The sequence below is a fragment of the Streptomyces longispororuber genome (assembly GCF_024448165.1).
Taxonomy (GTDB): Bacteria; Actinomycetota; Actinomycetes; order Streptomycetales; family Streptomycetaceae; genus Streptomyces; species Streptomyces longispororuber_A.
Window position 1 is genome coordinate 1 of record NZ_JAMOLN010000027.1, and the last position, 23,323, is coordinate 23,323.

The following is a 23,323-nucleotide window of genomic DNA, read 5'->3' on the forward strand; positions in this document are numbered from 1 at the left end:
TACTTGCGCAGGGTGAGGGGGACGGTCTCATTGACGGCGGTGCACACCGCGCGCACACCGAGCGGGACGTTGACGCCACCGTTGATGCCGTCGTTCCAGCCCAGCAGTTCGTTGCCGTCTTTGTCGTGGGCGAGGCAGTTCATCGAGCCGGTGGAGAGCGGGTTGCTCTGGAAGTCGGTGCGCTCGTCGACCTGCTTGTAGTTGAGGAGTTCCGGATCGTCGCTGTTCAGCTGCTCCGCGAGCTGGTAGCGGGCGTCGGGGGACACCTCGGCGGTGGCCTCGGGGCTGCCGTGCGCACCGGCCGGGCCGGGCAGCGCGCCGTCGGCGCCGATGGCGCGCAGGTCCCAGCTGGTGGGGTCGGCGTCACCGCCGGAGACCCGCTTGGCCAGGGTGAGCCGGGTGGTGCACGCCACGTGGTTGGTGATCTTGTGCGTGTTCGCCCCGGCCTCCAGAGTGATCACGGCTGACGGGGCGTCGGTGTCCAGGTCACGGCCGTCCAGGTCGACGCCGGTCAGCTCGCAGTCCACCTTGGGGGCGAACCGCGTCTGCTCCGCCACCGTGACGGCATCGCCCTCGCTGTAGCCCTCGCGGGGAACGCCCCAGCCCTGACTCGAGGCGCCCGCATCCCCAGGGCCGGTCAGGCTCAGATCGGCCTGCAGGTCACCGGGCTGTTCGCCGTCGGGATAGGTGCGGGTGCCGTCGCCGGTGGTGACCTGCCACTCCTTGTCGACCTGGACGGAAGCGGGCACGACCGCGGCAGGGGCCTTGTTGAGCACGCTGCAGGTCACCGATCCGTCTACGGGGACGTCGACCTCGAAGCCGGTACCGTCGTCCGGATCGTTCGTCACCTCGACGGCCTGTTCGGCCACCTTGTCGTAGCAGACGGCGTTCTTCCCGTCCTGTTGGATCAGTTGGTACCCCGCCTGCTGGCGCTCGGCCGCACGCACCCTGGCCGATTCGGTGCCGGTTTCGCTGTAGTCGAGGGGGAAGTTCACCGCCCCGGTGCCGTCGTTCGTCGTGGTCTGCGGGGAGTCGACGGTGACACCCTCGGTCGTGGTGGAGCCGTCGAACGTCCACCCCTCAGGGGCGTTGTAGACGGTGCCGTCCTCTGCCTGGATCTGCTTGACGACCGACAGCGACGGAGTGCAGTTCGCCAGGGCCAGGTCGCGCAGCGCCTTGCCGGCGTCGTCGAAGTCGGCCTCCTGGTAGTAGTCGGCCGTCGCCGCGTTGGTCCCGTCGTACTTCGTCTTCCCCGACAGGGAGGCGAGGTTGTAGGAGGCGTTGCCGGAGACGCCGCTGCCGACACCCACGGCCAGCACCCGGGTGCTCTTCGCCTTGAGGGCGTTGGCGGAGAAGATGCCGTTCTCCACCTCGCGCACCCGGGTCGTCGACCCGTTGCCGCCGGTGCTCTCGGGGGTGGAGTAGCGCGTCGGCATGCCGTCGGTGATCACCACAGCGACGTCGTAGTCACTGCCGGCGAGGGCGGGCTCGTACAGGGCACGGTCCCAGTTCGTCGCCCCGTTGGCGGTGGACTCGGTCCAGTGAGCCCAGGTCTGCTTGAACGCGGCCGCGTCCGCGCGGGTGGAGACCGAGCGCAGGCCCGGCTCGTTCGGTCCGCCGTTGGTGGCCGGGGAGTACGAGGAGAAGGTGAACTTCGCCATCGAGGAGGGCGTGCCCTGCAGGGCGTCGACGAAGGTGTTCGCGGCCGTCTTCAGGGCGCCGACACTCCCGTTCATCGAGCCGGACAGGTCCATCACCAAAGCGACCTTCAGGCCGCACTTCTGCGGCAGGGCGGGGTTGTTGCGCGACTGCTGCCAGGTGCCGCCGGAGGCGTTGTAGGTGTTGGAGCCGGAGGAGACCATGAAGCCGTTGGCGCCGGTGGCCGTCGAGCTGTAGGTGTTGGCCGAGTACAGCGCCGGAGTCCGGAAGCGGTACGGGGTGGTCGTACTGGTGCTGGCACTCGTGCGGAACTGGTCGTTGACGAACCAGCCGCCCGGCGCGGAGATCTGACGCACCCACATCTGCTGGCCCCGGAGGGCGCCGCCCGTTCCGGTGCCGGTGACGATGAAGCTGCAGTCGCCATCGGCGTCCGACGTGCAGGTGAACGCCGCACTGCCGCCGGTCTCCGTCGCGTACAGCCCGAGCGTGGTGCCTGCCAGTGGCGCGACCGACTGATCCCCGTTGCGGTCCCCGCCCACCTTCACCGTCACCACGGACGTCGTGTCAGTGGGCGAGGGAACCGACCGGGCGGCACGGTCCGCGCCGCTGGCGACCGGATCGGCGGGCAGCTGAGCCGCCGGCAGCAGTAAGGCCGCCAGGCCCGCGGCCACTGCCCCGAGGGTGCGACGCCCTGCATGTCTGGGCCTTCCTACCGGCATGGGCAGTCACACTCCAGTTTCACTGATACAACGTCAGAAGTCTCCAATACGTCATAAAAAGCACTGAATGTACAGTAAGCGTAGAATGCGTGTTGCTGCCTTCTTCAGGGCCTGCTGGGCAGGGTGGAGCGGCTACCGAGCTGTCTTTGCGTGAAGGGGGCGGCACGCTCCTGCGCGGTGGCTCTCACCTCGGTTGGGGCGGCCGCCGCCACCGTCAGTTCTTGAGCGCTCTGTCCAAGGCGCAGTGTCGGCCTGACCGGAGCGTCGGCGAGGCGACGCCCGTAACGACCATGCACCCGCCAAGACGGCATTCCATACAACGAACATCTCACGGGCAGAGCCCGGCACCGGCCGCGAAGCGTGGCCGTTCCCGTCACCAGCTCGACCGACTCGACCACCACATCGGATAAATGCGGTAGCAATCGACCCAAAATCCCTGAATCACACACTCTTTAGTGAGTGTTCTGTGAGCTTTCGCCGGGCTCAGTCCGGGGGCGGGGTTGGCTGCGGGAGTTGGAAGAGGCCGGGTTCTGGTTCGGTGAGGATGCCGCGGCTGACCAGGCGTTTGAGTTTGGCGCGGGTGCCTTCGATGTGCCGGGGTTCGGTGCCGGTGTCCAGAGCGAGGCAGACGTCCTTGGCGTGCATTCCGTCCGCGGTGTTCTCGAAGTGGGCGAGGATCTGGTGGCAGGCCGAGGGCAGCGGAGCGAGGCCGTCGGGAAGGTCCGGGCCGATCTCCAGAAGGGTTTCCCGGGTGATCTTCAGCCGCTCCAGAGCCTGTTCGGCGGCCGCGAGTGGGGCGGTGAGCTCGGCGATCTGGGTGCGGAGCCGGTTCGCGAGGTCCCGGCCGGCGGCCTCGCGGATCTCGATCTGTTCGAGGAACTCCTGCATGCTCACTCCCACACGATCATGCCGGTCCGCACAGGCGGGCCGGTGGCAGGTCCCGCCAGGTGGGAGTGGTGGTGGCGGTGAGCCGGTGGGGCATGACGTCGGTCATCGACCAGCGGATCCAGGACGCCGAACTGGTGGGCAGCCTCTCGTAGTCGCGGGCCAGACGGCGGTGCAGCATCAGCGTGCCGGAGGTCTGCTCGGCGATCCACCGTTTCGGTGCCGGGGCGAACCCCTTGGTCTGCGGAGCAGCTGACACCACCTCGACGTCGATGCCCAGCGACCGGCCGTGCTCGATGACGGCGTTCTTGAACCCGGCATCGCCCCACCCCTTGGTCACCGTCGGGTTGACGGCGGCCACCTGGTCCAGCAGCGTGATCCCGATGGCGTTGTCGTGCACGCTCGCGGCGACCACGATCACGGCGATCAGCAGACCGAGTGCATCGGTGGCGATGCCCCGCTTGCGGCCCCGGCTCTTCTTGCCCGGATCCAGCCCGGTGGTCTCCTTCGGCGCGTTGAGCGAGACGGGTCCTCACGCCGCCCCTTCGACTCACGGACCTGCCAGCGCAACAGATCGTGGATGGTCCGGTCGGTGCCGTCGTCGCGCCACAGCCCGAAGTAGTAGTAGACCGCGGTGTAGGGCGGGAAGCCGTGCGGCAGATAGCGCCACTGGCAGCCGGCCCGGGCCTGGTACAGGATCGCGTTGACAATCTCCCGCATCTCGTACCGGCCCTCATGGCCGCTGACCGAGCGGTGTTGTCCCTTCCAGGCCGTGACGACCGGCCGGATCAACTCCCATGCCTCGTCCGACAGGTCACTCGGGTACGGCTGCCGCTTGGCCACGCCTCCAGCACACCGCAGAAGCGGTCAACGGCAAGCCCTCAAACCGGACAGCCGGACACGACGACTCGCAGAACACCCACTCAGTCCTTCAGTGAGCCGAGCGACGCCACGGTCAGTTCCACCGCGCGGGAGCACAGCGCGTCGAAGTCGTCGCCGCTCTCCAGAGCCAGTGTCGCGGCGTTCACGAACCCCTGGAGGAGGCGGGCGGTGCGACGGGGGGCATCGTCGCCGAGCTCGGTGAGCGCCGCGACGAGCGGCGCGAGGATCCTGTCATGGGCTTCCGCGGCCGCCTCGCGCAGCACCGCCGCGTCCGGATCGTCGGCGAGCGCCTGCGCGATGCGGTGCTCACCGTCCCGCACGAGCAGGAGCTGGGCCCTCACATATGCGGCCACGCGCTCCTGTGGCCCCGCGGCCGTCGACATCTCCTGCTCGATGCGTTCGGTCCAGCGCGGCGCCGCCTCTCGCACCACCTCGGCCAGCAGTTCCCGGCGGTCGGTGAAGTACTTGTAGACGCTGTTGCGGGCCAGGCCGGTCCGCTGGGCGACCGCGGCGAAGGTGACGCGGGACGCGTCGCCTTCCTCCAGGAGTCCGCGGGCCGCGGCGATCAGGGCCCGGCGCTGCTGGGCCCTGTGGTCGGCTACGGACGGCGCACTGATCTTCGGCACCCCACCAGTCTAGGCACCCAGTAGCACCCCGCTTGGGGACGCTGTGTCTCCATCATCTATGTTGGCGACACGGCGTCCCCAAAAGGTGGCGCCCCTCCCGCACGAGCCTGAAAGGCCCTCCGTGTTCCTCGCTTTGCTCGAACTGAGGGCGGCCCGCGGCCGCTTCCTCCTGATGGGCAGCGTCGTCGTCCTGGTCGCCGCGCTCGTCGGAGTCGTCTCCGGGTTCACCACCGGTCTCGGCGACGACACCGTCTCCGCGCTGCGCCAGCTGCCTGCCACCCACCTCGCCTTCGCCGCGGACGCCAAGTCGGACCAGTTCGCTCGCAGCCTGCTGCCGGCCACGGCTCTGAAGAGCTGGCAGGAGGCCGACGACGTCGACGCCACCCCGCTCGGCGTCTCGATCACCCGCGGAACCACAGACCGCGGCGTCGACGTCGACCTCGCCGCGTTCGGCGTCGAGCCCGGGCAGTTCCTCGATCCTGGCGCCACCACCGGGCACCCCCTGCGGGCGACCGGTGCGGGCATCGTCATCTCCCAACAGCTCCACGACACCGGGGTCCGGGTCGGCGACACCCTGACGATCGACCGCGTCGGCATCAGGCTGCAGGTGCTCGGCACCACAGACTGCAGCTCGTACGGACACGTGCCCGTCGCCTACCTTCCCCTCGACGTCTGGCGGCAGATCCGCTTCACCATGCCGGGGGCCGCCCCCGACGCCCGCACCACCCTGCCGAACGAGTACAGCGCGATCGCGCTCAAGGCCGGGTCGGACGCCGATCTCGCGGCCGCCGACCGCACACTGGGCACGCACACGCTGCCGGTGCGCGACGCGTACGCCGCCGCGCCCGGCTACTCCGGCGAACGCGTCACCATGACCTCCATTCAGGCATTCCTCTACGTCATCGCACCCCTCGTCGTGGGCGCCTTCTTCGCCGTGTGGACCGTGCAGCGCCGCCCCGAACTCGCCCTGCTGCGCGCCATGGGCGCCTCCCGGCGACGGCTGCTCGGGCACACCCTCGCCCAGGCCGCCGTCGTGGTCGCCACAGGCACCGTCGTCGGCGCGGCACTCGCGGCCGGGGTCGGTGCGCTGGTCGGCTCCGAGGTCCCCTTCTCACTGCCCGCGTCCGTACTGATGACGACCATGGCCACCGTGATACTCGTCGGCCTCGCGGGCGCCGCGATCACGCTGCGCAAGATAGCCACCGTCGACCCGATGACCCTTCTGGGAGCAGCCCGATGAGCCTCCACCTCCGCGACGTAACCGTCACTCTGGGGGACGGCGAGTCCGCCGTGACCCCGCTCCGCTCCCTCGACGCCGCCTTCGCGCCACGCGCCGTCACCGCCCTGGTGGGACCGTCCGGCTCCGGCAAGTCCACCCTCCTCGCAGTCGCCGGGACCCTGCTGAAGCCGGACTCCGGCCAAGTCCTCCTGTCCGGAACCGACTTGGCGGCCCTGAGCACGGCCGACCGGGCCCGCGAGCGCCGCCGCCGCATCGGATACGTCTTCCAGAGCGGGAACCTTCTCACCGGGCTCACCGCGCGCCAGCAGCTCCTCGCCGCCGCTTCCGTGTCGGGCCGCTCCCTGCGCTCCGGCAGCGGCCTGCGCGCCCGGGCCGACGAACTGCTCGACGACGTCGGCCTCGCCCACCGCCGCGACCACCGTACGGACACCATGTCGGGCGGCGAACGCCAACGCGTGGCCCTGGCGCGGGCGTTGCTCCTCACTCCCGAGCTCCTCCTGATCGACGAGCCGACTGCCGCCGTCGACCGGGAACGCGCCTCCGACCTCGCCGCACTCATCCGCCGCACCACCCGTCACCACGACTGTGTGACAGTGGTCGCCACGCACGATCCCGTGATGGAGGCCGCGGCGGACGAGATCCTGGACCTCACCCGACGCGAGGACCGCCCCACGATGCTCTGACCACGGACTCGGAGTCGGAGCCGCGGGCAGGCGGCACGGAGTAGGCAGCTCCCGGCCGGGCGGGGCCTGCCCGGTCCGTATCCCATACGCCGGATCATCCAGCAGCGGAGATCAAGTCACGAGCTCGCAGCGCACGGTCCGATAGTGAAGTCGGCGCTCGCGTGGCGGCGGGACCATCCCCGCACGCGCGGCCCGACCCGGTCGCGACGATCACGGCGCGCGCCCGGTGCACGGTGCCCGCGCTGTCGGTCACGGTCTTCACGTCACCGGCCAGGTCGACGGCCACGATGTCGTCGTCGATCATCTCGGCGCCGAACCGCTCGGCCTGGGCGCGCATGTTGTCCATGAGCTCGGGGCCCTGGACGCCCTGGGGAAAGCCGGGGAAGTTCTCGACCTCGGTGGTCGTCGTCAGCGAGCCGCCGACGAAGATGGCGCCACCGAAGACGAGAGGCTTGAGGTCGGCGCGGGCGGTGTAGAGGGCGGCGGTGTAGCCCGCCGGACCCGAGCCGATCACGATGACGTTGCGTATCTCTCCGCCGGCGGGTGAGGACTCGCCGCTCATGCGGTCTTCTCCGGAGCGATCTCGGCGATCAGGCCCTCGACGAGCACCTTGATCTCGTCCCGGATCGGGCGCACGGCCTCCACGCCCTGGCCCGCCGGGTCCTCCAGCGTCCAGTCGAGGTAGCGCTTGCCAAGGAAGACGGGGCAGGTGTCACCGCAGCCCATGGTGATGCAGACGTCCGACTCCTTGACCGCGTCCACGGTCAGGACCTTCGGGGTCTCGGCGGAGATGTCGATACCGACCTCGCGCATCGCCTCGACGGCGGCCGGGTTCACTTCCTTGCCGGGGTTCGAGCCGGCCGAGCGGACCTCGACACGGTCGCCCGCCAGATGGGTCAGCCAGGCAGCGGCCATCTGGGACCGGCCGGCGTTGTGGACACACACGAACAGGACGGAGGGCTTCTCGGACATCAGTGGTCTCACTTGTCTCGTGCCGCGCGACGGAGTGCTCGCTGCGGAAATCAGGGCTTGCATCAGGCTTCATCGATATCAGCACCCAGTGGTATCAGCAGCCGCTGATGTGAAAGTATCAGTCCATGATGACGTCAGCCAAGACTGAACTGATCCGGGTGATCGCCGACCCGCTCAGGCTTCAGATCGTGACCCTGCTCGCCCACGAGACCCTGTGCACCACCCACCTCGTGGAGGAGACAGGGGCCCGGCAGACGAACCTCTCCAACCACCTGCGCGTCCTGCGCGAGGCCGGGGTGGTGGAGACCGAGCCGTGCGGCCGCTTCACCTACTACAAGCTGAAGCCTGAGGTCCTCGAAGACCTGGCCGGCGTTTTCGGTGACCTCGCGCAGACCGCGCGCACCACCATCGAGACCAACCGAAAGCGAGCCTGCTGATGACCGCGACCGAGCCCGGCACCACGTCACCGCCCCAGGGCGGCGAGGATGCCTCGATCGTCGCCAAGCTCTCCACGCTCGACCGGTACCTCGCGGTGTGGATCCTGCTCGCGATGGGCGTCGGCCTGGGGCTCGGCCGCCTGATCCCCGGCCTGGGGGATGCGCTCTCGAAGGTCGAGATCGGCGGCATCTCCCTGCCCATCGCGATCGGCCTGCTCGTGATGATGTATCCGGTGCTCGCCAAGGTCCGGTACGACAGGCTCGACACGGTCACCGGCGACAAGAAGCTGATGGTGTCCTCGCTGGTCATCAACTGGATAGTCGGCCCGGCCGTGATGTTCGCGCTCGCCTGGATCTTCCTGCCTGACCTGCCCGAGTACCGCACCGGCCTGATCATCGTCGGGCTGGCCCGCTGCATCGCCATGGTGATCATCTGGAACGACCTGGCCTGCGGCGACCGTGAGGCGGCAGCGGTCCTGGTCGCCCTCAACTCCGTCTTCCAGGTCATCGCGTTCAGCCTGCTCGGCTGGTTCTACCTCGCCCTGCTGCCGCAGTGGCTGGGGCTGGGGAATGGCCAGGGACTCGACGTGCCGGTCTGGCATGTAGCCCTGAACGTGATCGTCTTCCTCGGCATCCCGCTGGTCGCTGGATTCCTCACTCGGCGCCTCGGCGAGAAGAAGCTGGGCCGCGAGCGCTACGAGTCCAACTTCCTTCCCAAGATCGGGCCATGGGCGCTGTACGGGCTGCTCTTCACGATCGTCATCCTCTTCGCTCTCCAGGGTGACGCGATCACCTCGCAGCCGCTGGACGTCGTCCGGATCGCGCTGCCGCTGCTGGTCTACTTCGCGGTGATGTTCTTCGGGAGCTTCCTGCTGGGCAAGGGCATCGACCTGTCCTATGAGCGCACCACCACGCTTGCCTTCACGGCGGCGGGCAACAACTTCGAGCTGGCCATCGCCGTTGCCATCGCGACCTTCGGCGTCACCTCGGGACAGGCCCTGGCCGGGGTCGTCGGCCCGCTCATCGAGGTCCCGGTCCTGATCGGGCTCGTGTACGTGGCGCTGGCCTGGCGCAGGAAGTTCACCCCTGCCGGGCTCACGACGACCGCCAAGGAGAGCTGATGCACTGCCTCGACTGCCATGCGCAAGGAACCGCGACGACCGCCGTCGGCGTGTGCCACGACTGTGGCGCCGGCGTGTGCACAGGACATGCCCGGGTGACGGACCGGAGCGTCCGGCGCGATCCTGTGGTCGGGGCTCCCCACGAGGCGGTCGCCCGTACGGTGCGCTGCCCTCAATGCGCTACGGCATCGACGGCCGCATGACTCAGGAGCACGTCGATGTGGTGGTGATCGGCGGCGGCCAGGCCGGGCTCGCCGCCGGTTACCACCTGCGCCGCCAGGGCCTGGACTTCGTCATCCTCGATGCCCAGTCCACGCCCGGCGGCGCCTGGCAGCACACCTGGGACTCGCTCCACCTCTTCTCCCCGGCGGCGTTCTCCTCGCTGCCGGGGCGGCCCATGCCGGTGCAGGTGGGCGAGGTCTACCCGGACGCACAGCACGTGGTGGAGTACCTCGCCGAGTACGAGCAGCGGTACGCCCTGCCCATCGTGCGGCGGGTGCGGGTGCGGGTGCGGGTGCGGGTGCGCGGCGTACACGGCGACGGCGCCTTCCTGCGCATCGAGTCCGATAGCGGTGCGTGGCGGGCGCGGGCGGTGATCTCGGCGACGGGGACCTGGTGGCGGCCGTTCATGCCCGCAGTCGCCGGACGTTCCGATTTCGCCGGCCGTCAGCTGCACACCGTGGAGTACCGCTGCCCGGCCGAGTTCGCCGGGCAGCGTGTAGTGGTCGTCGGGGGCGGCAATTCCGGCGCCCAGATCGCCGCCGACCTCGCGTACGACACCGAGCTGACCTGGGTCACCCAGCGCTCGCCGCGCTTCTTGCCGGACGACATCGACGGCCGGGCCCTGTTCGACGCGGCCACCGCCCGACGCCGCGCCCTCGACGAGGGTCGCACCGACACGGGCGGCGTCGCCTCGCTCGGCGACATCGTGGCCGTACCGCCCGTGCGTCGGGCAAGGGATGCGGGGCTGCTCAAGGCGTCTCCCATGTTCACCCGCACAGAGCGCGACGGCGTCGTCTGGGCGGACGGTACCCGCACCGAGGCCGACGCGATCATCTGGTGCACCGGCTTCAGGCCCGCCCTCTCCCACCTCGGCCCGCTCCAACTCCGCGGCGCCCGCGGCCACATCGCGACCGAGGGCACCCGCGCCGTCGACGAGCCCCGCCTGCACCTGCTCGGCTACGGCGACTGGACCGGACCCGCCTCCGCCACACTGATCGGAGTAGGCCGCCCCGCACGCGAGGCCGCCCGGGAGATCGCAGAGCTGTGCGCGCGGAACTGACGTCGTCGCCCACCTGCTTTCGTGGCTTTCTCCAGTACCAGGCGATGGCGTGATCGCTGAAGACTGCCGGGCATGACCACGCTCCTGGCCTCCGACCCACCCCGTCCTGACAGCCGGACACACTCGATGCCCTTGGCGTTCGGAGCCGGAGCGGCCATCGGCGTGCTGGGCGGCATGATCGGCCTGGGTGGCGCGGAGTTCCGACTGCCGTTGCTGATCGGCCTGTTCGGCTTCGCGGCACTATCGGCGGTCATCCTCAACAAGGCGATGAGCCTGGTCGTAGTCCTGGCTGCGCTCCCGGCCCGGCTGGCTGCGGTATCCGCCTCCGAAGTGACGGCCCACTGGACCGTCGCCGCCAATCTCCTGGCCGGGAGTCTGCTGGGCGCGTGGGCCGGGGCGAGCTGGGCGGTACGGATGCGCAGCTCCACCCTCTACAAGGTGCTGGCGGCGCTGATGGTGCTCATGGCCGCCGCGCTGATGGTCACGCACCTCACCACCGTGGGCACGCTCGCGATGCCGCTGTGGGCACAGATTCCCTGCGGTGTCGTGGCCGGCTTCGGCATCGGCGTGGTCGCCGCGATCATGGGCGTGGCCGGCGGCGAACTGCTGATCCCGACGATCGTGCTGCTCTTCGGAATCGACATCAAGACGGCGGGAAGCCTGTCCCTGCTGGTCTCGCTGCCGACCATGCTGGTCGCCTTCGCCCGCTACAGCCGCGACGGCAGCTTCGCCGTCCTGGGCGCCAACCTCCGCTTCACCGCGGTCATGGCCGCCGGTTCGATCGCCGGTGCGCTGCTGGGCGGGCTGCTGCTCGACGTGTTCTCGGAGCTGGTCCTCATCCCTGCACTCGCAGTCATCCTGCTCGTGTCATCGGTGAAGCTCGCCCGCCACAACTGAGCGTGAGGCACCGCTTTACCAAGCTTGAAACGGCGCGCGGGACACCCTCCCCGTCAGGAACGCAGTCGGCCCAGCACATGCCCCGCGTCCCGCCCCACCCCACGCAGCGTCTTCGACGAGAAGCTGCGCTGGAACTCCATGCCGACGAACCCGAGCCCCGGCACGCCAGAGGCGACCCCACCCCGGTGCATCGGCTGCCCGCTGCGATCCAGAGCGCCGGTGCCTTCCAAGTAGGGAAAAGCGAGGTGGTATCCGGTGGCCAGCAGCACGGCGTCCACTCGCTCCTTCGTACCGTCGTCCCAGACGACACCATCGGCCTCGTACCGCACGAACATCGACCGCTGATCGACGCCGTGCCGGTCGAGGGCGGCTCGGTAGCGGCCGTCATCGAGCACGGAGACGGGCAGCTTCTCGAGCCACCGCCGGATGGGCGCGATGTCGAGGCGCGTGTGCTTGAGCCACCAGTGCAGGTCCCGGCCGAGCGTGGTCTGCGGCATCCAGCCGAGCGGGCGCCGGGTGGCCAGGGATGTATCGGCGACGGCGCCGAGTTCAGCGGCGATCTGTACCGCGGAGTTTCCGCCGCCCACCACCACGACCCGATGCCCGGCGAACGACTCGGGGCTGCGGTACTCGGCGGCGTGCAGCACGCGGCCGGTGAACGCGTCCTGGCCGGCCAGGAGCGGCGCATGAGGGGTGGCGTAGTTCCCGGTCGCGGCGATCACGGTACGCGCAGACCAGGACGCGCCATCCTCGGCATTGACGATCCACGCTCCGCCCTCGCGGCGCACGGAGGTGACGCGAGTTCGGGTGCGTACGTCGGCGTAGAGACGGACGGCGTACTGGCGCAGATAGTCGACGACTTCGTCGCGGGTTGGGTACCGGTCGGGATCACCAGGTAAGGGCAGGCCGGGCAACGCCGAGTACCTGGCCGGCGAGAAGAGCGTGAGGCTGTCGTAGTAGTGCGGCCACGATCCCGCGGGTTCGCCGGCGGCTTCCAGAAGCAGAGGTCGGCCGAAGCCGTACCGGCGAGCGAGGGCCGCGGTCGCCAGGCCCGCTTGGCCCGCGCCGATGATGATCAGGTCGGAGTGCTCCATGAGACAGTGGCCTTCCTGCAATGTGTCGTCGATTCGGGAAATGACGAAATGAAAGATGTGGGTGATCGCGAGTGTCCGAGGGGCATGAAGAGCAGGCGGTGGACACCGCAACCGCGGACTTCCTCAAGGCGCTGGCGAGCGAGACCCGTCAGCGCGTGATGCTGCAGTTCGCCGGGAGCGTCGAATTCACCGTCGGGGAGATCGCGGAGCGCTGCGGCCTCAAGCCGTCGACCGCCTCAGAGCACCTGAGCCTGCTGCGGCGCGGCGGCCTGGTCACTTCCCGACGGGAGGGCAAACAGGTCTTCTACCGCGCCGACGGCGCCACCATGAGCCGGCGACTCGCCGACCTTCAGTCATACCTGGCTCGCTGCTGCCCACCCGGCTGCGGTACCTGAATCACCCTCGCCGGGAAGCTAGTTGCGCAGATCGAGCATGGCCGACATCGCCGCTACCACTGAGGGCTCGACGCTGTAGTACACCCAGGTGCCGCGCCGCTCCGAGGTGAGCAGCCCTGCGTCCTTCAGCTTCTTCAGATGGTGGGAGACGGTCGGCTGTGAGACGCCGACGTCGGAGATGTCGCACACGCACGCCTCGCCGCCCGCGTGCGAAGCCACCTTCGAGAACAGGCGCAGCCGTACCGGGTCCGACAGCGCCTTGAACATCGCGGCCATCTTCTCGGCGTCCGCCGCCGACAGCTCGCCCGCAGTGATCGGCGGGCAGCAGGGCACAACCGACTCCGCCCCCGAGCCATCCGGCTCCAGGACCGTCAGTTCCACCATCTGAGAATTCGACATGCTTCTATGTTGACACTCGTCGATACAGGAGGCAAGCTCCTCTGTATCGACAGCGATCGAAACAAGCTCCGGAGGATCCCCGCCATGACCGCACCTGCCACCACCAAGACCGAGGACCTCCCTGTCGTCGTCATCGGGGCGGGCCCCATCGGTCTCGCCGCCGCAGCCCACCTCGTCGAGCAGGGCATCGAGCCGCTCGTCCTGGAGGCCGGCCCCCAGGCCGGCGCCGCCGTGCGCGAGTGGTCCCACGTACGGCTCTTCTCCACCTGGGGCGAGGTCGTCGACCCGGCCGCCGAGAAGCTCCTTGCCCCCACCGGCTGGACCCGGCCCGACCCGGCCACCTATCCCTCTGGCGGCGACTGGGCGAACGACTACCTCCAGCCGCTCGCCGACGTCCTGGGCGCCAAGGTCCGCACCGGCGCCACCGTCACCGGCGTCTCCCGCTCCGGCCGCGACCGCATCGTCGACTCCGACCGCGAGGCCCAGCCCTTCGTCGTCCACATCACCCATGCCGACGGCCGCGAGGAGCGGGTCTTCGCCCGCGCCGTGATCGATGCCTCGGGTACCTGGGCCACCCCGTCTCCCGCGGGCGGCAGCGGCCTGCCCGCGCTCGGCGAGCGCACCGCGTCCGACCGCATCACCTACCGCGTGCCCGACCTCAAGGACCCTGCCGTACGGGCCCGTTACGCGGGCAAGCGCACCGCGGTCATCGGCTCCGGCGCCTCCGCCTTCACCGCTCTCTCCTACCTGGCCGACCTCGCGAAGGCCGACGACGGCGCAGGCACCAAGGGGCTGTGGATCCTGCGGCGCGGCATCTCCGGATCCACCTTCGGCGGCGGCGAAGCCGACCAGCTCCCCGCCCGCGGCGCCCTGGGCCTGGCGGCAAAGGCCGCGGTCGATGAGGGGCACGCCGACGCGGTCACCGGCTTCCGCACCGGCGCCGTCGAACGCGACGCCGACGGCCGCCTGATCCTGGTCGCCGAGGACGGCCGACGCCTCGACCCGATCGACGAGGTCATCGTGCTCACCGGTTTCCGCCCCGACCTGACCTTCCTCTCCGAACTCCGCCTGAACCTCGACGAGCGCCTTGAGGCCCCGGTCGAACTGGCCCCGCTGATCGACCCCAACCAGCACTCCTGCGGCACGGTCTACCCGCACGGCCACCGCGAGCTCTCCCACCCCGAACAGGGCGTCTACCTGGTCGGCATGAAGTCCTACGGCCGCGCGCCCACGTTCCTCGCCATGACCGGGTACGAGCAGGTCCGCTCGGTCGTCGCCGCCCTCTCCGGGGACGAGGAGTCCGCCGACCGAGTCGAACTGACCCTGCCCGAGACCGGGGTCTGCGGAGGCGCCGGCCTCTTCGACACCCCGGACACCGACCAGGAAGCGGCGGGCGGCTGCTGCACCCCGGCCCCGGCCCTGATCCAGCTCGGCGGCCCTGCCACCGCACAGACCTCCGCCTCCGGAGGCTGCTGACCCGCACCACGCCCGCGCCACCCACCACCTCAGGAGGACCGTCATGTCCCGTGTGCAACTGGCTCTGCGCGTGCCCGACCTCGAAGCCTCGATCGCCTTCTACAGCAAGCTGTTCAACACCGAACCGGCCAAACTCCGCGACGGCTACGCCAACTTCGCCATCGTCGAGCCCCCGCTCAAGCTCGTCCTCGTTCAGGGCGAGGCCGGGCAGGACACACGCATGGACCACCTCGGCGTAGAGGTCGCCTCGTCCGAGGACGTCCACGCGGCCACCACCCGCCTCGGCGACCAGGGTCTCGACACCACGGTGGAGAACGACACCACCTGTTGCTACGCCCTGCAGGACAAGGTCTGGGTGCACGGCCCCGGTCAGGAGCCCTGGGAGGTGTACGTCGTCAAGGCCGACGCGGACACCCTCGCCAGGCAGTCCCAGAGCACCTGTTGCGCGAGTACAAGTGACTCGACGGAGGCAGAGGCCAGCAGCTGCTGCTGACCCTGACGATGACGAACCTCCACGCCAGCGGGGCCGCCGAACCGGATCACCGGTCGTCGCGGCCCCGCGCCGTCCTGCCCGCCCTGTGCGCCACCCAGATCACCAGCTGGGGCATCGTCTACTACGCCTTCCCGGTGCTCAACGTCCACATCACCGCCGACACCGGCTGGTCGACGACCGCCACCACCGGCGCCTTCTCCCTGGCCCTCGTGATCTCCGCCGCCACCGGCATACCGATCGGCCGCGCCCTTGACCGGCGCGGACCGCACAAGGTCATGACGTACGGCTCGATCCTCGCGGTGGCCGCCGTGTTCGGGATCGCCGCCGCACCCAACTTGGCCATCTTCTATGCCGCTTGGCTCCTGGCCGGCATCGCTATCGCCGCCACCTTCTACCAGCCCGCCTTCGCCGCTGTCACGCGCTGGTGGGGCCCGCACCGGGTCCGCGCACTCACCGTCGTCACCCTGGCCGGCGGCCTGGCCTCCACCGTCTTCGCCCCCATCACCGCCGCCCTCGCAGACCACTTCAGCTGGCGCACCACGTACGCGATCCTGGCCGTGGTGCTCGCCCTGATCACCATCCCTGCGCACGCCCTGGCCCTGCGTGCACCATGGCCACCGTCGGCGCAACAACCCGGTCACACGGGAGTCGCAAGCAAGAGCGACACCGTCGCCCGAACACGTCCGTTCTCGCTCCTAACGACCTCGTGCATGGTTAGCGTCTGGGCGTCGTGGAGGGCAGGTTGGTGCTTCTCACGCTGCTGCGGCTGGCCGGGGTGGCTGTCGATGGGTTGATGCGAGTCCGGCGATGGCCGGGACGAGTTCGTCGAGGAGTTCACGCTGGCCGAGGCGGCGGGCCAATGCCCGCCAGTTCTTGAGTTGGGCGATGCCGTGCTTGACCCGGATGCGTCGCGATGAGTGGGCCTTGCGCTGCTGCGTGAACCTCTCCTCCCACCACGTCGGGGCGGTTTGTGTCCAGCGCTCCACGATGGAGTTCATTCGCGGGATCTGGATGCCGGTGGTGACGACCTTGATCCCGGCGTGAGCCATGAGGGTGTCGAAGGCCGTCGTGAATTTCGAGTCGCGGTCGCGGATCAGGAAGCTGGCCTTGCTGCCCGCGTGTCTGTGCTGACCGGCGGCCCGGGCTGCGACAAGACTCACACGCTGCGCACCCTGGTCGAGGTCGCGGAGCATGCCGGCGCGGTTATCGCACTGGCCGCGCCGACGGAGGGGAAAGGCGGCGAGGCGTCTGGAGGAGACCTGTGGGCAGGCGGCGATGACGGTGCACCAGGCTGATCCGGCCGCCCGAGGGCCACTCGCTCTTCGATCATGCGAGCGTGCTGGAGATGGCCGATCTGGTGGTCGTCGACGAGGCGTCCATGCTCCACCTGGCCCTCGCTCGCCGTCTTGCCGCCGAGGTGCGGGACGGCTGTCACCTGTTGTTCGTCGGTGACGCCGATCAACTGCCGAGTGTCGGGACCGGCCGGGTCCTGCGGGATCTGGCCGACGTCGAGGAGATCCCGCGCTCGCGGCTCACCAAGGTGTTCCGCCAACACGACGAGAGCGCTGCTGTCGTCAGCGCGGCAGCGGGGGCGCAGAGCCCGGTTGGGGTGGAGGGTGCGCACCTCCGGTGTTGCCGTGTCGGGCTGGTGCAGCGCGAAGTGCTCCACAGCGGTGCGCAGGGCGCTGTTGATCATTGAGGCTTCACGGGTACTGCGAGGTCATCGGGGTTCGTACGGACTCGGTGCGCCAGGTGTTGGGCGATGACCGGCTGCGAGTCCTCGTGCATGTGGAGCCATACCGTGCGCAGGCCGGGCTCGCGCAGCGTAAGGCGGACCAGGTTCAAGGCGGAGGCGACGTCCACCTCCGCGAACCGGCCGTCCGGATAGGAGCGTTCGAGGAAGTCGAGCAGAGGTGTGTCCAGGGACCAGTAGTCGAGCCGGGTCATCACGTCGTCCAGGCACGCGGCGAGCGGGGGCGCACGCCACTTTCCTCGGTGGGGAAGTGGCGCCACAGGGTGCGGGACGAGATGCCGGCGGTCTCCGTCGGCTCCTCGCCGGTGGTGGCGGTCACACCCTTGGCGGCGAAGAGGCGGACGGCTTCTCCGGCGATCTCCCGGCACGGTGGCCCGGAGACGACTCCGCTCCGACTCGAAGACGCTCAGATTCATGCCGAGTGTCCGGGGTCGCTCGGCCCTGTGCTGTGCGGGCGAGCGGATCTACGTGGCCTATCGGTGGTACGAAACGAAACGACATGAAACGAACCGACATGAAACGAACTGGGCGGGGCTAGCGCTGGGCCTCGACGAAGTGAAGGACTTGGGCGCCGGCGAGGGCCTTGTCTTCCTTCGTCGGCAGCTTGACCGTGCCGAATGATGAGCTTTCGGCGGGTCCTGCGAAGTGGGTCAGGAGGCGGCGGAAGCTGTCGATCTGGCGGGTGAGGGCGTCGATGTCGACGAGGTCTCCCTCGAGTTCCGCGAGGAGGTAGAGGGGGCCGGTGACCAGGGCAACGGCGGGGATACGTTGGTCATAAAGTGGTTCGCCTTCACCCAGGTGAACGAGTGCTCCCGGCTTCAGGGGGGTGGAGGAGTCGATGGTGACACCGCTCCACGTCGCGCGGGTCAGTTCTGCCAGTTCGCTGGTCGTCGCGTACAGGATCTCCGGCTCGAGAGTCCCGTCGGGTTCGTAGTGCCCGGAGGCGGGATTGATCCCGAAGTGCTTGGCGCCGAGGTGTTCGATGGCCAGTCCGGCGACGGCGGTGGGGCCCTCGGTGTCGGGGGACCAGAGTTCACGGTGGGCGTCGAGCCACGCGGTCGTGGCCTGGCCGTGCTGGGTGACGGCGGGGATGCGGAGATGCCCGGCGGTGTAGACGAAGACGATGGTCCTGTTGTGAGCGGTGGTCGCTGCGTCGCGTGCGAGGGCGAGGAGTCCGAGGTGCCCGTTCTCCTCGACGGCGTTGCCGCCATCGCTGTGCGTGACGACGAGGACCGCTTCGTCGGCGTTCGGCCCGGATCCGGCGGACACCGCCCACAGGGTGTCCATGGAGGCGCCCGGGGTCTTGGTCGCGTCCAGGGTCAGGGTGGCGGTGTCACCGCGCTCGGCGGCGCTGAGAACGGTGTCGCGTTCGGATTCCGGTACCCAGAGGGCCGGGATGCCCTGGTAGTCGCGGGTGAAGGGCAGGTACTGCCCGCGTGCCGCGTCGTCCGCCAACCCACTCCAGATGGCGATGACTCCCACGACGCCGGCCTCGCGGGCCTTCGTCAGATCGGTTCCGGCGAACTCGGATCCGATGACGGGGTTGGCGACGGTCTCGAAGGGGAGGTCGTCCGACCAGGTGTCGAACACGAGCTTCGACGGCACGTCGAGGTTGTGCACGTCGATGACGGCGATCTTCCCGGCGGCCGCTGTCCAGTTCTTGGGCAGACCGGTGACGAGTGTCAGCGGTGCCGTGGCTCCCTGGGGTCCGGTCTCGCCGGAGTAGGGCCAGGCCGAGGAGACGGTGATGTCCTTCTGGCCGATCTTGAGGGCACTGCCGCTGTCCGCGATGTCCCATCGCTCGAAGGTGTGAGTATCGCGTTCAACGGTGTATCCGAGCGCGGAGAGTTCGCTCGCCACGTCTTCGATCAGGGTGTGATGGGCGTCGTTCCCGGAGTATCTCGGCCCGAGCTCGCGCAATCGTTGGATCTGGTGTGCGTAGTCCGTCATGATCCTCCTTCGTCCGTGAAGCTCTCACGTGCGCGCTGCCCGGGCCAGGCGAGATCAGCCGATCGGCCCGTAACCCACTGGCCGGTGGTCGGACCGCGGAGCACACTGCGGACGGCGGCTTCGCGGACGGCTGCGGGACCGTCGTAGAACGGGGACTGCGGGATCGCGCCGAGGGTGGCCGTAGCCGCCGGCATCGACGTCGTCCTCAGCGTCTTCCGGGGCCCCGAGATGCTCGCCGACCCCGTCGCCGACCTCGGCGACGACCGGGCCCGCGCCGCCGCGCCCGCCGCCTCGGCCGACCGGGTGGTCGCGACGATCCCCCTGAAGGCTCACGATCAGGTGCCCGCCGCAGCGCTTGCCCCCATGTGCACGCGCGTCGGTGAGGGCGTCCCCGAGCGGCACGTTCCGCTGATGACATCGCGGTGCGGGACATGAACAAGGCCGGGCGCGAAGGGCCGGGGCACCGGGCATGGTCGCCGGCCATGGTCACGGGGTGGGCCCGGCAAGGGAGTTGACGGCATGGGCCACCGCGACCGCCGCCGTCCGTGGCCGAAGTGAGCATTGGCACTCCTCGGCCACAGGATTCCCTTGAGCCGTCTTCCGTGCGGAGCTCAATCTGATCACTGGCTTCCGCTCACCAGGCCGGAAGCGTCAGCACAGTTCAGGGGAGGACGCCACCCATGCGAAGACACCACGCCTTCTGGGCCGTGGCAGGAGCGACCGGACTGCTCACGAGTGTGATCACACCCGCCGCGGCCGGTGCCGGGGCGCAGGTCACCGCAGAGGAATCCACGCCCGTGCACAGCGGCGATCAGGCCGGTGCGACGCGTACGCAGATCGTCACCCTCATCACCGGTGACACCGTGACCCTCAGCGCCGGGCCGGACGGCAAGTACGCCGTCGACGTGCGGCGCGGCAAGGGCCGCGAGGCCGCCACCTTCGTGTCCAGCGAGAAGGACGGTGAGGTCAGTGTCCTGCCGTCGGACGCGATCCCGCTCGTGAACGCGGGCCGTCTCGACCCGTCCCTCTTCAATGTCACGCAGTTGGTGAAGCAGGGGTACGCCGACGCGAAGACCGGCAACATCCCGGTGATCGCCACGTACACGAAGGGCAGTGAGACTCCCGACGGCGCCCGCCGGATGATGAAGCTGCCCTCGATCGACGGTGCTTCGCTCAGCGCACGTAAGTCGACCGCCTTCTGGAAGGACATCGCCCCCGCGCTCGGCACCGGACCGACCACGAAGGCCGCACGGCAGCTGGGCGAGGGGATCGACAAGATCTGGCTCGACGGCAAGGCCGAGGCGTCCCTCGACGTCAGCGTGCCGCAGATCGGCGCGCCCGAGGTGTGGAAGTCGGGCTACGACGGCAAGGGCGTCAAGGTGGCCGTCCTGGACACGGGCGTGGACGCCGGTCATCCGGATCTCGCCGGGAAGATCGCCGAGGCGCAGAGCTTCGTGCCGGACCAGGCGGTGCAGGACGGCCACGGCCACGGCACCCATGTGGCGTCCACGATCGTCGGCTCGGGCGCGGCCTCGGACGGCAAGCGCAAGGGTGTGGCGCCGGGCGCGGAGCTGCTGGTCGGGAAGGTCCTCGGCAACGACGGCCGCGGCCAGGACTCCTGGATCATCGCGGGCATGGAGTGGGCGGCCCACTCCGGCGCGAAGATCGTGTCGATGTCGTTGGGCGGCGACGCGACCGGACCCTCGGACGTGCTCAGTGAGACCGTCGACGAGCTGTCCGCGTCCACCGGCACCCTCTTCGTGATCGCGGCGGGCAACTCCGGGCCGTCCGAGCAGACCGTCGGCACTCCGGGCATCGCCGACTCGGCGCTGACGGTCGGCGCGGTCGACAAGTCCGACAACCTGGCATCGTTCTCCAGCCGGGGCCCCCGCGTCGGCGACTACGCGGTCAAGCCGGAGATCACCGCACCGGGAGCGGCCATCACCGCGGCCCGCGCGGCCGGCACCAGCATGGGCACACCGGTCGACGAGTACTACACGACGTCGAGCGGTACGTCGATGGCTACCCCGCACGTCGCGGGCGCCGCCGCGCTGGTCGCGCAGGCCCATCCGGACTGGACGGGACAGCAGATCAAGCAGGCGCTGGCGACCACCGCGAAGACGAACACGGTCAACTCCGTGTTCGAGCAGGGCGACGGCCGGGTCGACGCCGTACGGGCCGTCAACCAGGGCGTCTTCGCGACACCGACCCTGAGCTTCGGCAAGTACGAGGAGAGCGACGCCGAAGCCGATACCAAGGACGTCACCTACACCAACACCACTGACAAGGAAGTGGAGTTGAAGGTCGCCTCGTCCCTCCCCGATGCCGCCCTGAACGCGGACACCGTGACCGTCCCGGCGAAGGGCACCGCCACCGTCGGCGTGACGGTCGACCCCGCCGAGGAGGCGATCGGCCGGTACACGGGCCACATCGTCGCGAGCGCCGACGGCGTCCAGGTCACCACAGCCATCGGCTTCGAGAAGCTGGCGAAGACCTACGACCTGAAGGTGTCGCTGGTGGGCCGGGACGGCAAGCCGAACACCTCGGCGTCCCTCTTCATGATGTCGGAACTGAACGGCGCGTATCCCGAGACGCACGGGTTCCTCGGCAGCGGCTACACGTTCAAGGTGCCGGCCGGTACATACAACATGGCGGCGTGGATCTCCAAGCGGGACGCGGCCGGACTAGAGGTCACCACCTCGATCGTCGGCGATCCGGAGGTCAAGGTCGACCAGGACACCGAGGTCGTCCTCGACGCCCGCAAGGCCGTCGAGATCAAGCCGAGGACGAAGCAGAACTCCGAGTTCCAGGGCTTCACCACCAGCTGGCACCGGGAGGGCCCGGGCACCAACTGGGGGGTGTCCTACAGTCAGGGCTGGTGGACCGACCATGTCTATGTGGCGCCCACCGAGAAGGTGACCGAGGGCACGTTCGAGTTCTCCTCGAAGTTCCGGCTGTACGCCAAGGACTTGACGGCGAGCGTCGTCACCCCCCAGCAGTACACGCTGCCCCTCGACTACGCGCAGACCTCCACCGGCATCCCGGCGAAGATCGACGGTGAGCACACGGCGCTGGCGGTGGACGCGGGCAGCGGCACCCCCGCCGACTTCGAAGGGCTCGACGTCAAGGGCAAGGTGGCGGTCGTCCGGGTGGCCGCCGGCGACACGGCGGACGAGGCGCTGGCCAACGCGACCGCGGCCGGGGCCGGTTACGTCCTCGCCTACCACGAGACGCCCGGCTACTGGATCTCCTGGGTGGACAGTGCGTCCATCCCGCTGATGACCGCGACCGGCGAGGACGGTGCGAAGCTCGGCGCCCTGCTCAAGAGCGGCAAGAAGGTCAGGCTGAAGCTGTCGGGCACCGCGGTCAGCCCGTACGTGTACAGCGTGATGTTCCCGCAGACCGGCGCCGTGTCGGCCGACCAGACGTACGACCTGAACCGCTCCAACACGGTGCGGCAGACGGTCCGTTACCACGCGGACCGGGCCGGACAGATCGGCACGGACGCCATGTACCACTACCGTCCCTGGCAGCGTTTCGACATCGCGACCAGCTACACCGTGCCACTCGGCACCGAGCGCACCGAGTACTACAACGTCTCCGACAACCGGGTGTGGCACGCCGTCTACCCCGACGCGAGCGCGTTCAAGCCCCAGTGGGATTCGCTGCAGACCTTCGACACGGCGGGCACGGTGCCCGCCGAGGACTGGCTGCGCCAGGTCGTGCGCCCGGCGACCAGTGCGGGCTACGGCCTCTCCCAGCGCACCGGAGACAAACTCACCTTCGTGATACCGGAATTGAGCGACTCCACGCCGGGGCACTACGCGTCGGTGGACAACCTCAAGGACACCGCGAAGGGCACGCTGTACGCGGGCGGACAGCTGGTCGGCGCGACGAGTCTCGGCGGACTCGGCACCTTCGACGTAGCGGCGGCGAAGGCCTCGTACCGTCTTGTGCTCGACACACGCCGCACCGCCGACTGGACCGCTTACTCCACCAGCACCCACACCGAATGGTCCTTCGCCTCGGCGCACACGGACCAGCGGACGGCGCTGCCGCTGCTCTCGGTCGACTACGGCGTGGACGGGATCGACCTCCTCAACCGCGTCGACCGCAAGCACACATCGCAGATCGCCCTCTCCGTACGGGACCAGTCGGGCAGCGTCACGACCGGGGATCTGAAGACATGGGTCTCCTACGACGACGGCACCTCCTGGAAGGAGGTGAAGGTGGACCACGGCGAGGTGCAGCTCAAGCACCCGAAGGGCGCCGAGTTCGTGTCGCTGCGGGTGCGGGCCGCCGACAAGGACGGCAACGCGCTCGACCAGACCGTGCTGCGGGCGTTCGGCCTGAGGTAGCG

24 protein-coding genes and 3 pseudogenes are annotated in these 23,323 nt (G+C 69.4%); 15 read left to right on the forward strand and 12 right to left on the reverse strand.

Features of this window, described 5'->3' with window-relative positions; all coding sequences use genetic code 11:
- The 4 genes and pseudogenes from M4J07_RS10515 to M4J07_RS10530 form a co-directional block, all read right to left on the reverse strand.
- Positions 1 to 2,330 (reverse strand): vWA domain-containing protein (locus tag M4J07_RS10515; protein WP_255970185.1); only part of this gene is annotated, 2,330 nt, incomplete at its 3' end.
- 531 nt (positions 2,331 to 2,861) lie between these two features.
- Positions 2,862 to 3,266, reverse strand: a complete 405-nt coding sequence (locus M4J07_RS10520; protein ID WP_255970328.1) for a hypothetical protein — start codon at positions 3,264 to 3,266, stop codon at positions 2,862 to 2,864.
- 16 nt (positions 3,267 to 3,282) lie between these two features.
- A pseudogene (locus M4J07_RS10525) lies at positions 3,283 to 4,106 on the reverse strand (IS5 family transposase).
- An 80-nt stretch (positions 4,107 to 4,186) separates the two neighbouring features.
- Positions 4,187 to 4,771, reverse strand: coding sequence for a TetR/AcrR family transcriptional regulator (locus tag M4J07_RS10530; protein WP_255970188.1), 585 nt, complete (start codon positions 4,769 to 4,771; stop codon positions 4,187 to 4,189).
- 121 nt (positions 4,772 to 4,892) lie between these two features.
- On the opposite strand from M4J07_RS10530, the gene M4J07_RS10535 reads away from it, so the two are divergent.
- Both M4J07_RS10535 and M4J07_RS10540 read left to right on the forward strand, forming a co-directional pair.
- Positions 4,893 to 6,011, forward strand: coding sequence for an ABC transporter permease (locus M4J07_RS10535; RefSeq protein ID WP_255970191.1), 1,119 nt, complete (start codon positions 4,893 to 4,895; stop codon positions 6,009 to 6,011).
- Complete coding sequence (locus M4J07_RS10540; protein WP_255970194.1) at positions 6,008 to 6,694, forward strand: ABC transporter ATP-binding protein; 687 nt, start codon at positions 6,008 to 6,010, stop codon at positions 6,692 to 6,694. The genes M4J07_RS10535 and M4J07_RS10540 overlap by 4 nt, the downstream gene beginning before the upstream one ends.
- Positions 6,695 to 6,884: 190 nt before the next feature.
- Here the strand turns inward: M4J07_RS10540 and M4J07_RS10545 are convergent.
- Together M4J07_RS10545 and M4J07_RS10550 are read right to left on the reverse strand one after the other, a co-directional pair.
- Positions 6,885 to 7,256: pseudogene (locus M4J07_RS10545) on the reverse strand (NAD(P)/FAD-dependent oxidoreductase); the annotation flags it as partial.
- A complete protein-coding gene (locus M4J07_RS10550) occupies positions 7,253 to 7,666 on the reverse strand; it encodes an arsenate reductase ArsC (protein WP_255970197.1) in 414 nt (137 codons plus the stop codon). The pseudogene M4J07_RS10545 and the gene M4J07_RS10550, both read right to left, overlap by 4 nt.
- A gap of 125 nt (positions 7,667 to 7,791) precedes the next feature.
- Here M4J07_RS10550 and M4J07_RS10555 point away from each other — a divergent pair, with 125 nt between their 5' ends.
- From M4J07_RS10555 to M4J07_RS10570, 5 genes are all read left to right on the forward strand, one after another.
- Positions 7,792 to 8,103 carry an ArsR/SmtB family transcription factor gene (locus M4J07_RS10555; RefSeq protein WP_255970200.1) on the forward strand — a complete coding sequence of 104 codons (312 nt, stop codon included), beginning with the start codon at positions 7,792 to 7,794 and terminating at the stop codon, positions 8,101 to 8,103.
- Entirely contained in the window at positions 8,103 to 9,224 is a 1,122-nt protein-coding gene (gene arsB / locus M4J07_RS10560; RefSeq protein ID WP_255970203.1) for an ACR3 family arsenite efflux transporter, read from the forward strand. Before M4J07_RS10555 ends, arsB begins: the two co-directional genes overlap by 1 nt.
- Positions 9,224 to 9,427, forward strand: a complete 204-nt coding sequence (locus M4J07_RS48485) for a DUF2180 family protein (protein ID WP_374215021.1) — start codon at positions 9,224 to 9,226, stop codon at positions 9,425 to 9,427. The genes arsB and M4J07_RS48485 overlap by 1 nt, the downstream gene beginning before the upstream one ends.
- A complete protein-coding gene (locus tag M4J07_RS10565; RefSeq protein ID WP_255970206.1) occupies positions 9,424 to 10,506 on the forward strand; it encodes an ArsO family NAD(P)H-dependent flavin-containing monooxygenase in 1,083 nt (360 codons plus the stop codon). The genes M4J07_RS48485 and M4J07_RS10565 overlap by 4 nt, the downstream gene beginning before the upstream one ends.
- A 126-nt stretch (positions 10,507 to 10,632) precedes the next feature.
- Positions 10,633 to 11,403 (forward strand): sulfite exporter TauE/SafE family protein, encoded by a 771-nt coding sequence (locus M4J07_RS10570; RefSeq protein ID WP_255970331.1) that lies wholly within the window; start codon positions 10,633 to 10,635, stop codon positions 11,401 to 11,403.
- A 53-nt stretch (positions 11,404 to 11,456) separates the two neighbouring features.
- Here M4J07_RS10570 and M4J07_RS10575 read toward each other — a convergent pair whose 3' ends face one another.
- Positions 11,457 to 12,497, reverse strand: a complete 1,041-nt coding sequence (locus M4J07_RS10575) for a flavin-containing monooxygenase (RefSeq protein ID WP_255970208.1) — start codon at positions 12,495 to 12,497, stop codon at positions 11,457 to 11,459.
- 98 nt (positions 12,498 to 12,595) lie between these two features.
- Between M4J07_RS10575 and M4J07_RS10580 the strand changes: the two genes are divergently transcribed.
- Positions 12,596 to 12,892, forward strand: coding sequence for an ArsR/SmtB family transcription factor (locus M4J07_RS10580; protein WP_255970210.1), 297 nt, complete (start codon positions 12,596 to 12,598; stop codon positions 12,890 to 12,892).
- Positions 12,893 to 12,910: 18 nt separating this feature from the next.
- Here the strand turns inward: M4J07_RS10580 and M4J07_RS10585 are convergent, their stop codons facing one another.
- The gene (locus tag M4J07_RS10585; protein ID WP_255970212.1) at positions 12,911 to 13,291 is read right to left on the reverse strand and encodes an ArsR/SmtB family transcription factor; all 381 of its coding nucleotides are present in this window, start codon (positions 13,289 to 13,291) and stop codon (positions 12,911 to 12,913) included.
- An 84-nt stretch (positions 13,292 to 13,375) separates the two neighbouring features.
- On the opposite strand from M4J07_RS10585, the gene M4J07_RS10590 reads away from it, so the two are divergent.
- From M4J07_RS10590 to M4J07_RS10600, 3 genes are read left to right on the forward strand one after another with little or no spacing between them, the layout of a single operon-like run.
- On the forward strand, positions 13,376 to 14,767 hold the full coding sequence (locus M4J07_RS10590; protein ID WP_255970214.1) for an NAD(P)-binding domain-containing protein: 1,392 nt from the start codon (positions 13,376 to 13,378) through the stop codon (positions 14,765 to 14,767).
- 43 nt (positions 14,768 to 14,810) lie between these two features.
- Positions 14,811 to 15,260, forward strand: coding sequence for an ArsI/CadI family heavy metal resistance metalloenzyme (locus M4J07_RS10595; RefSeq protein WP_255970216.1), 450 nt, complete (start codon positions 14,811 to 14,813; stop codon positions 15,258 to 15,260).
- Between the two features lie 8 nt (positions 15,261 to 15,268).
- Positions 15,269 to 16,054: an MFS transporter gene (locus tag M4J07_RS10600; protein WP_308284745.1), complete on the forward strand. Its 786-nt coding sequence runs from the start codon at positions 15,269 to 15,271 to the stop codon at positions 16,052 to 16,054.
- Here M4J07_RS10600 and M4J07_RS10605 read toward each other — a convergent pair.
- Positions 16,013 to 16,378 (reverse strand): annotated as a pseudogene (locus M4J07_RS10605) (hypothetical protein); the annotation flags it as partial. The gene M4J07_RS10600 and the pseudogene M4J07_RS10605 overlap by 42 nt on opposite strands.
- A 6-nt stretch (positions 16,379 to 16,384) precedes the next feature.
- Between M4J07_RS10605 and M4J07_RS48490 the strand changes: the two are divergent.
- Positions 16,385 to 16,555: a hypothetical protein gene (locus M4J07_RS48490; protein WP_374215022.1), complete on the forward strand. Its 171-nt coding sequence runs from the start codon at positions 16,385 to 16,387 to the stop codon at positions 16,553 to 16,555.
- A gap of 50 nt (positions 16,556 to 16,605) precedes the next feature.
- On the forward strand, positions 16,606 to 16,959 hold the full coding sequence (locus tag M4J07_RS10610; RefSeq protein WP_255970334.1) for an AAA family ATPase: 354 nt from the start codon (positions 16,606 to 16,608) through the stop codon (positions 16,957 to 16,959).
- Here M4J07_RS10610 and M4J07_RS10615 read toward each other — a convergent pair.
- The 3 genes from M4J07_RS10615 to M4J07_RS10625 form a co-directional block, all read right to left on the reverse strand.
- A complete protein-coding gene (locus M4J07_RS10615) occupies positions 16,953 to 17,207 on the reverse strand; it encodes an acyl-CoA-like ligand-binding transcription factor (RefSeq protein ID WP_255970218.1) in 255 nt (84 codons plus the stop codon). The genes M4J07_RS10610 and M4J07_RS10615 overlap by 7 nt on opposite strands.
- Positions 17,207 to 17,371 carry a helix-turn-helix domain-containing protein gene (locus M4J07_RS10620; protein ID WP_255970337.1) on the reverse strand — a complete coding sequence of 55 codons (165 nt, stop codon included), beginning with the start codon at positions 17,369 to 17,371 and terminating at the stop codon, positions 17,207 to 17,209. The genes M4J07_RS10615 and M4J07_RS10620 overlap by 1 nt, the downstream gene beginning before the upstream one ends.
- 176 nt (positions 17,372 to 17,547) lie before the next feature.
- Complete coding sequence (locus M4J07_RS10625; RefSeq protein ID WP_255970220.1) at positions 17,548 to 18,963, reverse strand: hypothetical protein; 1,416 nt, start codon at positions 18,961 to 18,963, stop codon at positions 17,548 to 17,550.
- 174 nt (positions 18,964 to 19,137) lie between these two features.
- Between M4J07_RS10625 and M4J07_RS10630 the strand changes: the two genes are divergently transcribed.
- Complete coding sequence (locus tag M4J07_RS10630; protein ID WP_308284746.1) at positions 19,138 to 19,398, forward strand: hypothetical protein; 261 nt, start codon at positions 19,138 to 19,140, stop codon at positions 19,396 to 19,398.
- A 245-nt stretch (positions 19,399 to 19,643) separates the two neighbouring features.
- Positions 19,644 to 23,321: a S8 family serine peptidase gene (locus M4J07_RS10635; protein WP_255970222.1), complete on the forward strand. Its 3,678-nt coding sequence runs from the start codon at positions 19,644 to 19,646 to the stop codon at positions 23,319 to 23,321.
- Positions 23,322 to 23,323: the final 2 nt, after the last annotated feature.